The organism is Actinoplanes sp. NPDC026623 (genome assembly GCF_040638275.1).
Classification (GTDB): domain Bacteria; phylum Actinomycetota; class Actinomycetes; order Mycobacteriales; family Micromonosporaceae; genus Actinoplanes.
Map to the genome: position 1 here is coordinate 48,001 of NZ_JBEZXZ010000016.1, position 12,436 is coordinate 60,436.

The 12,436-nt window shown below is 72.3% G+C and carries 9 protein-coding genes and 1 pseudogene; 6 read left to right on the forward strand and 4 right to left on the reverse strand.

Going from position 1 to position 12,436, the window contains the following annotated elements; translation table 11 throughout:
• The first annotated feature begins 155 nt into the window (after nucleotides 1-155).
• The 5 genes from AB0F10_RS07620 to AB0F10_RS07640 all read left to right on the forward strand — a co-directional run bounded on the left by AB0F10_RS07620 (nucleotide 156) and on the right by AB0F10_RS07640 (nucleotide 6,558).
• Nucleotides 156-1,343 (forward strand): aromatic ring-hydroxylating dioxygenase subunit alpha, encoded by a 1,188-nt coding sequence (locus AB0F10_RS07620; RefSeq protein WP_360621113.1) that lies wholly within the window; start codon nucleotides 156-158, stop codon nucleotides 1,341-1,343.
• Nucleotides 1,340-2,125, forward strand: a complete 786-nt coding sequence (locus AB0F10_RS07625) for an SDR family oxidoreductase (RefSeq protein ID WP_360621115.1) — start codon at nucleotides 1,340-1,342, stop codon at nucleotides 2,123-2,125. The genes AB0F10_RS07620 and AB0F10_RS07625 overlap by 4 nt, the downstream gene beginning before the upstream one ends.
• A 189-nt stretch (nucleotides 2,126-2,314) precedes the next feature.
• Nucleotides 2,315-3,847, forward strand: coding sequence for a cellulase family glycosylhydrolase (locus AB0F10_RS07630; RefSeq protein ID WP_360621117.1), 1,533 nt, complete (start codon nucleotides 2,315-2,317; stop codon nucleotides 3,845-3,847).
• Between the two features lie 165 nt (nucleotides 3,848-4,012).
• The gene (locus tag AB0F10_RS07635; protein ID WP_360621119.1) at nucleotides 4,013-5,140 is read left to right on the forward strand and encodes a cellulose binding domain-containing protein; all 1,128 of its coding nucleotides are present in this window, start codon (nucleotides 4,013-4,015) and stop codon (nucleotides 5,138-5,140) included.
• 272 nt (nucleotides 5,141-5,412) lie between these two features.
• Entirely contained in the window at nucleotides 5,413-6,558 is a 1,146-nt protein-coding gene (locus AB0F10_RS07640) for an aminotransferase class I/II-fold pyridoxal phosphate-dependent enzyme (RefSeq protein ID WP_360621171.1), read from the forward strand.
• A gap of 35 nt (nucleotides 6,559-6,593) precedes the next feature.
• On the opposite strand, the gene AB0F10_RS07645 is transcribed toward AB0F10_RS07640, so the two are convergent.
• Both AB0F10_RS07645 and AB0F10_RS07650 read right to left on the reverse strand, forming a co-directional pair.
• A complete protein-coding gene (locus tag AB0F10_RS07645) occupies nucleotides 6,594-9,851 on the reverse strand; it encodes a TIM-barrel domain-containing protein (RefSeq protein WP_360621121.1) in 3,258 nt (1,085 codons plus the stop codon).
• Nucleotides 9,852-9,977: 126 nt separating this feature from the next.
• Nucleotides 9,978-10,589 (reverse strand): dihydrofolate reductase family protein, encoded by a 612-nt coding sequence (locus AB0F10_RS07650; RefSeq protein WP_360621123.1) that lies wholly within the window; start codon nucleotides 10,587-10,589, stop codon nucleotides 9,978-9,980.
• A 161-nt stretch (nucleotides 10,590-10,750) separates the two neighbouring features.
• Between AB0F10_RS07650 and AB0F10_RS07655 the strand changes: the two are divergent.
• Nucleotides 10,751-11,626 (forward strand): annotated as a pseudogene (locus AB0F10_RS07655) (glycosyltransferase); the annotation flags it as partial.
• A 203-nt stretch (nucleotides 11,627-11,829) separates the two neighbouring features.
• Here the strand turns inward: AB0F10_RS07655 and AB0F10_RS07660 are convergent.
• Both AB0F10_RS07660 and AB0F10_RS07665 read right to left on the reverse strand, forming a co-directional pair.
• Entirely contained in the window at nucleotides 11,830-12,114 is a 285-nt protein-coding gene (locus tag AB0F10_RS07660; protein WP_360621173.1) for an aldo/keto reductase, read from the reverse strand.
• Nucleotides 12,006-12,377, reverse strand: coding sequence for an aldo/keto reductase (locus AB0F10_RS07665; RefSeq protein ID WP_360621125.1), 372 nt, complete (start codon nucleotides 12,375-12,377; stop codon nucleotides 12,006-12,008). Before AB0F10_RS07665 ends, AB0F10_RS07660 begins: the two co-directional genes overlap by 109 nt.
• Between the last annotated feature and the right edge of the window lie 59 nt (nucleotides 12,378-12,436).

Sequence of the window (12,436 nt, forward strand, 5' to 3'; positions counted from 1 at the left end):
CCACAGCCCGTCGAGGGCGCGATCCTCGTGCGGATGGCCGGAACGAGACGTGGGAGTTCTTCCAAACGCGACTTGGTCTTGGCAGCATCACTCGCGTCGGCGAACTGCGGAGAAGGCCACTTCGACGCTTCACACCCGGCGGAGGTAGGAACCACATGCTCAAAAACTTCTGGTACGCGGTGGAGTTCAGCGACCGGGTGACGACCAGGCCGGCCCCGATCACCGTGCTCGGCCAGCAACTGGCCCTGTACCGAACGCCGTCCGGGAAGATCGTCGCGCTGTCCGACCTGTGCGTGCACCGCGGCGCCGCACTGTCCGGCGGCCGGCTCAAGGACGACTGCATCGTCTGCCCCTACCACGGCTGGGAATACCGGCCGGACGGCCAGTGCGTGAAGATCCCCGCGCAACCCGACCGCGCTGTGCCCGCGAAGGCCCGCGTCGACTCCTACCCCACCCAGGAGCGGTACGGGTTCATCTGGGTCTACCTCGGCGACCTGCCCGAGGAGGAGCGGCCGCCCATGCCGGTGTGGCCCGAGTTCGACGACCTGGTCGAGAACGGCGGCCGGTTCCGCGCGGTCACCGGCGAGTTCCTGTGGAACGCCAACTACGAGCGGATCCTCGAGAACGGCTGCGACATCGCGCACGCGCCGTTCGTGCACGCCGGGTCGTTCGGCAATCCGGAGCGGCCCGAGGTCCCCGACTACGAACTCGAGCAGCCGGACGAGTGGTCGGCGTTCGCCACCGTCGACCTGTACCCGCCGGCACCGCGCGGCATCTGGGGCCGGTTCGCCCGGCTGCGCGGCCAGGACCTCAACAACCGGCCGCCGGTCACCACCACGGCCGGCTGGATGCTGCCGAACCTGATCAAGCTGCACGTGCGGCTGCCGATCGGCGACCTGGTCATCTACGACACGAACATCCCGATCGACGACACCCACACGCTGGTCAAGTGGGTCGCGCTGCGCTCGTTCTTCACCGGCGGGTGGGCCGACAGGAACGCCATCCAGCGCACCCTCAAGATCTTCTACCAGGACGCCGAGGTGGTCGACAAGGTCCGGCCCGAGCTGCTGCCCTTCGACCTCGGCGCCGAACTGCACATCCGCAGCGACCTCATCGCGGTGCAGTACCGGCGCCGCCGCCAGGAGCTCGCCGAGAAGGGCTGGCTGCTGTCCGCCGAGGACGTGATCACCGGTGACGTGCCCAGGAGGACCGCCACCGTGATCGCCTCGCCGGCCCGCCGGGAGAACCCCGAACTGGCCCGCGCCTGGGTGCACAAGGCCCGCGGCGAGCACCCGACCGTGGCCGCGTCCGAGCTGATGGGCACCGAGGAGGAGCCGAAATGACCCTGCCCGCCGATCTGGGCGTCGTGAGCGGACCGGTCGTGGTCGTCACGGGCGGCACCCGCGGCATCGGGCAGGGCCTGGTGCGCGCGTTCGCGGACCGCGGCGCGTCGGTGGCGTTCTGCGGGCGGTCGCCCGGGCAGGGGCCGCCGGGGACGCTGGGCGTGATCGCCGACGTCACCTCGCGCGACGACGTGCGCAAGCTGTGGGACGCGACGGTCGCGGAGTTCGGCCGGGTCGACATCTGGATCAACAATGCCGGGCTCTCCACCAGCCGCAAGCCGCTCTGGGAGCTGGAGGCCGCCGAGATCGATGCGGTGGTCGACGTGAACCTCCGCGGCACGCTGCAGGCCAGCGCCGTCGTCCTCGGCGCGATGCTGGCGCAGGGCCACGGGGCGCTCTGGAACATGGAGGGGCTCGGCTCGACCGGCCAGATCGTCGCGGGGCTCACCCCCTACGGCGCGACCAAGCGCGGCCTGACCTACGCGACGCTCGCGATGGCCAAGGAGCTGCGCGGCTCCCCCGTCAAGGTCGCGCTGCTCTCGCCGGGGATGGTGGTGACCGACCTGCTGACCCGGGACTACTCCCCCGCCGAGTTCGACAAGGCGAAGAAGATCTTCAACATCCTCGCCGACCGGGTCGAGACCGTCACGCCATGGCTCGCCGACCGGGTGCTCGCCGGGACGAAGAACGGCGGCCGGGTGGCGTGGCTGACCGGGCCCAAGGCCGCGTACCGCTTCGCCACGGCCGGATTCCGCAAGCGCGACCTGTTCGCCGGGGCCTGAGGTGGACTGCCCGATCTGACTCGCGCTCGAGCACCTCGTGCCCACGCTGCCGGCTCTCGCCGGGTTCGCCCTGCTCGGCCGGATAGCCCGGGCGCCAGCCCGCGAGTTCTAACTTGACTTATTTAAGTTACCAACCGAACATGTTGGGAGCGCTCCCATAGAGCGGCATCGATAAGGGAGGAGCTCCCAATGAAACACCGCGTTGCCCTCGTGGCGGCGGCCGCCACCGGCCTGCTCACCACGGGCGCGGTCGCAGCCGTGTCCACCGCATCGGCCGCGACGGCCGGCTGTTCGGCGACCTACACGGTCGTCAGTCAATGGCAGGGGGGATTCCAGGGCGGTGTCTCGTTCACCAACCTCGGCGATCCGCTGACCGCCTGGAAGCTGGAGTTCACCTTCCCCGACGCCGCCCAGAAGGTCAGTCAGGGCTGGAGCGCCACCTGGTCCCAGTCCGGCCCGGCGGTAACCGCGACCAACCTGAGCTGGAACAACAACGTCGCCACCAACGGCTCCGTCTCGCTGGGATTCGTCGGCAGCTGGGGCAGCAGCAACCCGAGCCCGGCGTCCTTCAAGGTCAACGGCGTCACCTGCACCGGCAGCCCGACCACCACACCGCCGACCACCACACCGCCGACCACGCCACCGACCACCCCGCCAACGACCCCACCGACGACCCCGCCGACCACCCCGCCTTCCGGCGGTTCGGCGCCCACGCTGAAGGTCTCCGGCAACAAGATCGTGACCGCCGCCGGGACGGCTTACCGCCTGCTGGGCGTCAACCGGGCCAGCGCCGAGTTCGCCTGCGTGCAGGGCAAGGGCGTCTTCGACGGCGCGCAGCCCGACCAGGCCTCGGTGGACGCGATGAAGACGTGGAACATCCACGTCGTCCGGATCCCCGTCAACGAGCAGTGCTGGCTGGGCACCAACGGCACGCCGAGCGGGGCCACCTACCAGCAGGCGGTCAAGGACTACGTCACCCTGCTGGTGGCCAACGGCATCAACCCGATCATCGACCTGCACTGGTCCTACGGCAGCTACAGCGGCGGGGGTAACGGCAACTGCACGGACGTCAACGCCACCTGCCAGAAGCCCATGCCGGACGCCCAGTACGCGCCCCAGTTCTGGACCGGCGTCGCCAACGCGTTCAAGGGCAACAACGCGGTCCTCTTCGACCTGTTCAACGAGCCGTGGCCGGACAACGCCGACAACTACGCCAGCGCCGCCAACGAATGGAAATGCTGGCGCGACGGCGGCACCTGCGGCGGCATCACCTACCAGGTCGCCGGCATGCAGAGCCTGGTCAACGCGGTCCGCGGCACCGGCGCCACCAACGTCATCCTGCTGGGCGGCCTCGCCTGGTCCAACGACCTGACCCAGTGGCTGACCTACAAGCCGACCGACTCCGCCGGCAATCTGGTGGCGGCCTGGCACGTCTACAACTTCAACTCCTGCGCCAACACCTCCTGCTGGAACAGCCAGATCGCCCCGGTGGCCGCGCAGGTGCCGGTCGTGGCCGGCGAGATCGGCCAGAACTCGTGCGCGCACGACTTCATCGACCAGGTGATGGCGTGGGCGGACAGCCACAACGTCGGCTACCTCGCCTGGACCTGGAACCCGTGGGGCTGCAGCGGCGGCAACGTGCTGATCCAGGACTACTCCGGCACGCCGACCGACAGCTACGGCTCCGGCTTCAAGGCACACCTGCTCACCGTCAACCCCTAACCCTCATCCGTACGGCCTCGGCCGGCTCGCGCGCCCACCCCCGCGCGGCCGGTCGAGCCCCATCCCCGCCCGCCACGCGCGACCACCTCGCGCGGCCCGCCGAGCTTCCGTCGCCGTTCGCCGCCGCGGCCTCGCCGTTCGATCAGCCATCAGGAGGCGACACCCATGTCGCGAAGGTTCCGCACCGTCCTGCTCGCCGCCGCAGTCACCGTCGCCGCCGCCGTGCCCGGGCTTGCCGCGGCCCTCCCCGCCCAGGCCGCCACGCCGGTGCGGATCATGCCGCTCGGCGACTCGATCACCGCCGGCCCCGGCTGCTGGCGTGCCAAGCTCTGGCACCGCCTGCAGACCAGCGGCTACACCAACATCGACTTCGTGGGCGGCCAGTCCGACGGCGGCGGCTGCAACCCCGGCTACTCCTACGACTTCGACCACGAGGGACACGGCGGTTTCTCGGCCACCGGCATCGCCGACAACGACCAGTTGCCGCCGTGGCTGGCCGCGGCCAGGCCGGACGTGGTGATGATGCACCTCGGCACCAACGACATGTGGGGCGGCTACATCCCGCTGCAGGACAAGCTGAACGCGTTCACCAAGCTGGTCGGCCAGATGCGGGCCAACAACCCGAACATGAAGATCATCGTGGCGCAGATCATCCCGATGAGCACGGCCGCCTGCGCCACCTGCCCGGCCGACGTGGCGGCGCTCGACCAGGCGATCCCGGGCTGGGCCGCCGGACTCACCACGGCGCAGTCGCCGATCACCGTGGCCGACCTGTGGACCGGCTACGACGCGGTCGCCGACAACGTCGACGGCACCCACCCGAACGACACCGGCTTCCAGAAGATGGCCGACGCCTGGTATCCCGCCGTAACCAGGGTCCTCGGCGGCGGCACAACCCCGCCCACCACGATCCCCACCACGACCCCCACCACCGCTGCGACCACCCCGCCCACGACGCAGCCGACGACCCCGCCGACGACCGCGCCGGCCGGCGGCTGCACCGCGACGTACAAGGTGGTGTCGCAGTGGGCCGACGGCTTCCAGGGTGAGGTGACGATCCGCAACGGTTCGGCCGCGACGAGCGCCGGGTGGGCGGCGAGCTTCGGCTTCGCCGACGGACAGCGCCTCACCCAGTCCTGGAACGCCACCGTCACGCAGTCGGCAACCGCGGTGAGCGCCCGGAACCTGAGCTGGAACGGCGCTCTACCGGCCGGCGCCACGGCCACCTTCGGCTTCCTGGCGTCCTGGAACGGCAGGAACACCACCCCGGCAGTGAACTGCACCCTCTCCTGAGCAGAGGCGAACAAGGGTGCGCTCGACTCCCGCTCCGTTGGAGCGGCGCACCCGAAGGTCGTCCGGTCAGCGTGGAGCCCGAACTCCCCGCACCACCGGCAGCCCGCCAGCCGTGCCCGGCGAACAATGGTGGCCTCCGGCGTCCCGTCCCGCCTTGTTCGGCGGCGGAGGGCCGATCTGGGCGACCATGTACCCCCAAGGTCTCGAAGGACGGGGGCGACGTGAACCCATTGGAGCAGCTGACGCTCGATGAGCTGCGCGAACGTACGAGCATGAAGTGGCGGTCGCATCCGGGGGACGTGCTGCCGATGTGGGTCGCCGAGATGGACGTGCCGCTCGCCGAGCCCATCGCGCGCGTCCTCACCGGCGCGATCGCCCGAGGAGACACCGGCTACCCCTTCGGCCGGGAGTACGCGCAGGCGCTCGCCGGCTTCGCCGCCCGCCGGTGGGGCTGGGCGGGCCTGGACCCCGCGCGGACGGCGATCGCCGCCGACGTCATGCTCGGCATCGTGGAGGTGCTGCGGCTGATCACCGGCCGGGGCGACACCGTGGTGGTCAACGCGCCGGTCTATCCGCCGTTCTTCGCGTTCGTGGAGCACGACGGCCGGCGCGTGACTCAGGCCCGCCTCGACGAGCGGGGCCGCCTCGACCTCGGCAGCCTGGCGGAGGCGTTCGCGGTGGCCCGGGAACAGGGCGCCCGGCCGGCCTATCTGCTGTGCAACCCGCACAACCCGACCGGCGTCGTGCATAGCCGCGCCGAGCTGGAGGCGGTGGCCGCGCTTGCCGCGGAGCACGGTGTGCGGGTCGTCGCCGACGAGATCCACGCGCCGCTCGTGCTTCCGGGCGCGGAGTTCACCCCGTACCTGAGTGTGCGCGGAGCCGAGGACGCGTTCGCCGTGACCTCGGCGTCGAAGGCGTGGAATCTCGCCGGCCTCAAGGCCGCCGTCATCATCGCCGGGCCGGCCGCCGGCGCGGACCTGCAGCGGCTGCCGGAGGAGGTCAGTCACGGCCCCAGCCACCTCGGCATCCTCGCGCACACCGCCGCCCTCAACGACGGCGAACCCTGGCTGGACGGGTTGCTCGGCGGGCTCGCCGCCAACCGTGACCTGCTGGGCCGGCTGCTGGCGGAGCAGGCGCCCGAGATCGGCTATCTGCGGCCCGAGGCCACCTACCTCGCGTGGCTCGACTGCCGGTCATTGGGCCTGCACGACCCGACTGCCGACGGCGCACCGGGCGTGGTGTCGGAGCTTGCCGGCCCGGCCCGGTTCTTCCTGGACCAGGCCCGCGTCGCGCTCAGTTCCGGGCACGTGTTCGGCGCCGGCGGTGCCGGACACGTGCGGCTCAACTACGCGTGCTCGCAGGCGACCCTTGCCGAGGCGGTCGGCCGGATGGCCGAGGCCCTGCGGGACTCCCGCTGATCGCACGGTCCGGGCGACGCCGCCCTCGCCGCCGCTCACCCCACGGTGAACCCCGACGTGTAAGGCTCACGGATCGGCACGCCGCCCGGCCCGGTGCTGCTCACCTGCGCCACCGTGAGCGTGTAGGCACCGGGCGCCAGCGCCGCCGCCGGCGTCCACACCAGCGTGCCCGGCGTCGTCTCGGCGGTGCTGCCCGGCACCGCGCCGCCCGGCCCGGTGACGCTCACCGAGCCGGCGTAGTCGGCGCCGGTGGGCTGGATGTCGCGCTGGAACACGATGGTCGCCGCAGTCGCCGTCGCGGTGGCGGACACCACCAGCGGGTCACGCCAGTATTGAATCGCCAGGTGGGTGTCCGGCACGCCGGGCTCGTCCCAGGCGGTGGAGGTGTCGTCGACCAGCATGGTCCGGGTGATGCCGCCGTCCACCGTGACGTCGCGGTTGTTGGTGCCGGTGATCGAGCCCCACTCCTCGACCGTCTCCCAGGTGCCGCGGGTGTACTTGTACTGGATGTCGGTGCCGTCCAGCACGGTGATGGTGGCCTCCCAGATCCCGTCGCCGCGGTCGGTCATCGCCTGCTTGCCGGGATCCCACGGCCCCAGCTGGTCGATGTTGCCGGGCAGGTAGAGCGTCGCGCCGGCCGGCGTGCCCGCCGGGGCGCGCACCCGGAACGTGACGTCGACCGGCCGGATCGGGACGCTCAGCGAGGCGGGCAGGCTCACCGCGCCGCCGTCGGGATTCCGGTACGCCAGATTCGCCACGACGTTCGCGGTACGCGGCGACGGGCCGGCCGGCGTGACGTCGTACGTGACGGTGAACGTGCCGCCCGCCGCGAGCGACGCCGCGGTGGCCGGCGTCCGCGGGGTGACGACCCAGCCCGCCGGCGCGTTCACCGTCGCCGACAGCGCCCGGATCGTGCCCGGGCCGGCGTTGCGCGCGGTCGTCACCAGGCGGCTGGTCGCGCCGGATTGCAGCCCGTCCGGGGCGGTGAAGGTCAGCTCGACGGCCGGCCGCTGCGCCACGGTGAGCGGATCGCCGTCGTGCGTGACGGTCACCGCCCGGGTGCCCGCGACGGCCGGCGTCTCCACGGTGAGCAGGTGCCTCCCGCTGTCGTACGCGAACGCCGCCGGACGCCCGGCGACCGTGACCACGTGCGGGCGGGACACCCCGGCGAACTCGACCGTGTACCGGCGCGACGACGGTGCGCCCGGGTAGCCGCCGGCGACCGGGCCGACGGACAGCGCCGAGCGCCGGCCCTCGTGGTACCGCACCGGGATCCGGGCGTACCGGCCGACGCGGTAGCCGAGGCCGTCGCCGGCGTCGTCGTACACCGTGGTGGCGCCCGACGCGTGCGGGTAGACGGTGAGCCGGAGCCGGTCGCGCGCCTGCGCGGCGACGTTGGCCGCCAGGTGGGAGCGGGCCACAATGCCGCCGGCCCGGGCGTACACCGGCAGGTGGTCCGGCGTCGCCGCGACCGTGCGGGTGGCCGGGCCGCGGAACGTCTCACCGGTGAAGAAGTCGGTCCAGGTTCCCGGCGGGAACCACACCGGCGCCGTCGTGCTCAGGCCCGGCTCGGTCACCGGCGCGACCAGCAGCGAATCGCCGAGCAGGTACTGGGTGTCGTGCCGGTACGCCTCGTCGAGCTCGGGCCAGTCGAGGTACAGCGCCCGGGCCATCGGCAGCCCGGTGTCGTAGGTCTGCCGCGCCGCCGTGTACAGGTACGGCACCAGCGACTCGCGCAGGCGCAGGTAGTCGGCGGCCGGCTTGCCGACGGTGTCGGCGTACTCCCACGGCAGCCGGTCGCCGTGGTCGGAGTGCAGCCGCAGGATCGGCTGGAACGCACCGAGCTGCACCCACCGCAGGTAGAGGTCGTCGGGCAGGTGCTTGCCGGCGAAGCTGCCGATGTCGTGGCTGACGTACGACACCCCGATGCTCGCCTCGGCGGGCGTCATCGCCGCGGCGAACCGCAGGGTCTCCCAGTCCGGCCGGGTGTCCCCGGTGAAGTGCACCGTGCTGCGGTGCTCGGCCCACGGCCCGGACGGGCCGGGCGTCGTATACGCCGGGAACGACGCCCCGATCCGCGACAGCGAGAAGCCGCGCTGCCCGCGGGCCTCCCCGTTTCGGCGGTACAGCTCGTTGATCCAGCTGTCGGCGGTGACGCCGGGGGTGGTGGCGACGCTGTCGTCGCAGCAGTAGTCCAGCCACCACTGCCGCACGCCCTGGTCCTCGAACGGCCGGTGCAGTCCGGCGTACGCGGCGGCCTGGTCGCGGTCGGTCCAGTCGAAGCGGTAGGGGTTCGGCGCGAAGCTGCTGGTCGCCGGGGTGAGCTTGCCCTTCGCGGTGGCCTGCGCCTGCGCGAAGCGCGGATCGTCGCCGGAGATCGCGGCGTGCACGTTGAGCGTCGCGGCGATGCCCTGGCGGTTCAGGCCGTCGAGGAAGGATTCCGGATCCGGGAACAGCGCGGGGTTCCAGTTCCAGCCGGCCCACTGGTTCGGCGCCTTCCAGTCGGTGTCGATCACCAGCGAGTCGAGCGGGACGCCATGCTCGCGGAAGGCGGGCAGCAGCCGCTGTTCGTAGTCCGCCGAGCTGTACGCCTGGTACTTGGAGAACCAGGTGCCGAAGGCCCACTTCGGCGGCAGCAGCGACGGCCCGGTGAGCGTGCTCAGGTCGGCCAGCCCGCGCCGGTAGTCGTGGCCGTACCCGAACAGGTAGCCGTCCTGGTAGGCGTCGGTGCGCGCCGGGCGCGCCGCGACCCAGTCGTCGCCGGACCGCAGCGCGGTGCGGGTGTCGTCGAGCAGGTACCAGCCGCCGCGGTTGAGCATGCCCGGGTGCAGGTCGATCTGGCCGGCCGGGCCGGCCTGCCCCGCGTAGTAGTCCAGGCCGCGGTACCAGCCGCCGAGCGCGTCGTCCCGCGGCGGCGACCCGAACTCCGGGTGCACGCTTGTCGCCCGGCCGCCGACGCGCAGCTCCAGGGTGGTGTTCGCGGGCGACACCGGCCCGCCGCCCAGCCGGTAGCGCAACGTCACCGCGCTGGTGCGGACCCGCAACTCACCGTTGCTGGTCGAGGCGGTGAACCAGGTTCGCCCGGGATGGCGGTCGACGGCGTTGAAGGTCGGCCGGTTCTCGAACGCGTCGTCCGCGGCGTACTCCAGGCGCAGCAGCGTGGCGGTGAGCACCTGCACCCGCAGGTGGCCCGCCCGGATGCTCTGCCCCCGGATGTCCGGCGCCCGCGGCGCGGCGAGGGCCGCGCCGGGCGTCCCGGTCAGGAGCAGAAGGAAGGAGAACAGGCCCGCCAAGCGAGCGCCACCGACATGCCTCGACACGACGACCCCCTGGTCGTGTAACGCGGACGTCACAGATTGCAGCGAGCCTCACTCCGCCGAACCCCCCGTGTCAATAGGCGGATGTCGATTCGGGTGATTTCAGTCGGTTGCATACTCCGGGCGCCCGGCCGGCCGGTAGACCTGCAGCGTCACCCCGTTGGGGAAGGGCCGCGACTCGAGCAGGTCGAGCGCGAGGTCCGGGCCGGCCTCGGGGAACAGCCGCAGGCCCTGGCCGACCACCACCGGGTAGAGAAGCAGGTTCATCTCGTCCACGAGATCGTTCTCCAGCAGCCGGCGGATCAGCGTGCCGCTGCCGTGCACCTGCAGTTCACCGCCCGGCTTGGCCTTCAGCTCGCCGATGGCCGCCGCGAGGTCGCCGCCGAGCACGGTCGTGTCCGCCCAGCCCGGTTCGGTGAGCGTGTGCGACGCGACGTACTTGGGCCTGCCGTTCAGGGCGTCCGCGATGGGACCGCTGCCCGGCTCCAGCTTGCCCCAGTAGCCGGCGAAGAGGTCATAGGTCCGCCGGCCGAACAGGAACGCGTCGGCGCGCTGGTAGGTCTCGTTGATCCAGTTCAGGGCCACGTCGTTGCGCAGCCTGGGCTGCCTGGCCCAGCCACCGCGCTCGAATCCGCCGCTGCGGTTCTCGTTTCTCCCGCCGTTGCCCTGCACCACACCGTCGAGGGTGATCTGCGTGGTGGTCGTCAGCTTCATGATCGGAGTTCCCTTCTCGGCGAGCCGCCCCTGCCGGGCGGCCACTCACCCCTGCAACGAACACCCCTGCCCCGATCCGACACCGCCGCACGGATTTCGTCCGGGATTTTCTAGTACGCCCGCAGCGCGACGGTCGGTAGCACAGTGTTATAAAGCGGCCCATGCGCATCGTGTTCGTCGCCGCTCCGCTGCAAGGCCATGTCCTGCCGCTGATCCCGCTCGCCGCGGCCTGCCGCGACGCGGGACACGACGTGATCGTCGCCAGCGGCGGGTTCCCGCCCGACGTGCTCGGCCTGCGCACCGCCGACATCGGCGCCTCCTTCAGCCTGCCGCGGAGCGCGATCCGGGTGGCGCTGCGCCATCCGGGCATCGCCCGCGCCGAGATGCGCGGCACCCCAGGCCACGCCATGATCGGCGAGCTCTTCGGCCGCGCCAACCTGGCCCTGGTCGGCCCGCTGCTGGAGCTGGCCGAGCGGGAACGTCCCGACCTGATCGTCTACGAGCCGCTGGGCGAGGCCGGCGCCATCGTGGCCGGGCGGCTGTCCATCCCCTCGGTGCTCCAGGAGAACACCCTGTGGCCGGCCGCCGACCTCTTCCGGGCGGTGACGACCAGCTCGGTCCTGGCCCGGCAGCACATCCCCGGCCCCGGGCTGACCATCGCGGTCACGCCGCCGAGCCTGCGCGACGCGCCTGCCGGGGAGGCGATCGCGATGCGACCGGTCCCGTTCTCCGGCGGCGGCTCGGTCCCGGACTGGCTGCTCGCCCCCGGCGACCGGCCCCGCGTCCTGGTCAGCCGCAGCACCCTCAAGGGCCCGAACGACGGCAACCCCGGCCCCGCCGTCATCGCCGCGGCCGCGCGGGTCGACGCCGAGTTCGTCCTGGTCCGCCCGGCGAGCACCCGCGGCCTGCCGGCCAACGTGCGCGCGGTCGACCGGGTGCCCCTGAACGAGGTGCTTCCGTACGCCGCGGCCTTCATCCACCACTCCGGCGCGGGCAGCGTGCTGGGCGGGCTGGCCGCGGGCCTGCCCCAGCTGACCACTCCCGGAGCGGGCGACCGCAGGCACAACGCCGAGCTGCTGGCGCGGCGCGGGCCTGGCCGTCGAGGCGAAGGCCATCGGCGCGGCCGACCTGATCCGGCTGCTGACCGACGACGCGCTGCGGGTCGCGGCCCGGGAGGTCGCGGCGGAGATCGCCGCGATGCCCGAGCCGGCCACGGTGGTGCCGTCCCTGGAGAAGCTGGTCAACGCAGCGCGATGACCGCGCGCAACTGCTCGGCGGTGAGCGAGCCCGCGGCGACCACCCGGATGCCGCTCACCGCGACACCGTTCTCGTGCGCCACGGTGACGATCTCGTCGTTGGCCGCGGGCCGCGGGCCGAACGCCCACAGGTCGCCGCTGAGGTCCAGGGCGTTGACGATCACCTGGGCGGCGTCGGGGCGCGGGGCGTCGCGCAGCGCGTCGAGCACGGTCGCCGGGTATCCGACGGCGGTGATGCCCCATGCCCGGACCAGGCCCTCGTCGCGCAGCCGCCCGAACTCGGCGGCCACCTCGCCCCGGTAGTTCTCCCAGCCGAGGTTGTCCGGCGGGTCGGGCGCCGCCGGGTCCCGCGGGCGCAGGTGGGTGTGCAGCTGGGCGCCGCGTCGATCATGGTGATGCCGGCGTCCAGGGCGGCGTGCACGGTGGCGATCGCCTCCGCCCGGTCGGGGCCACCCCAGACCCCGCCGATGCCGCCACCACCGAGGGTCAGCGCGCTGATCCGGCCCAGTCGTCCGAAATTCCTGGTCTGCATGAGATCGACGCTAGGACCTGGAGCGCGCTCAAGGTCAAGCCCTCGTGGCGGCCCGACCG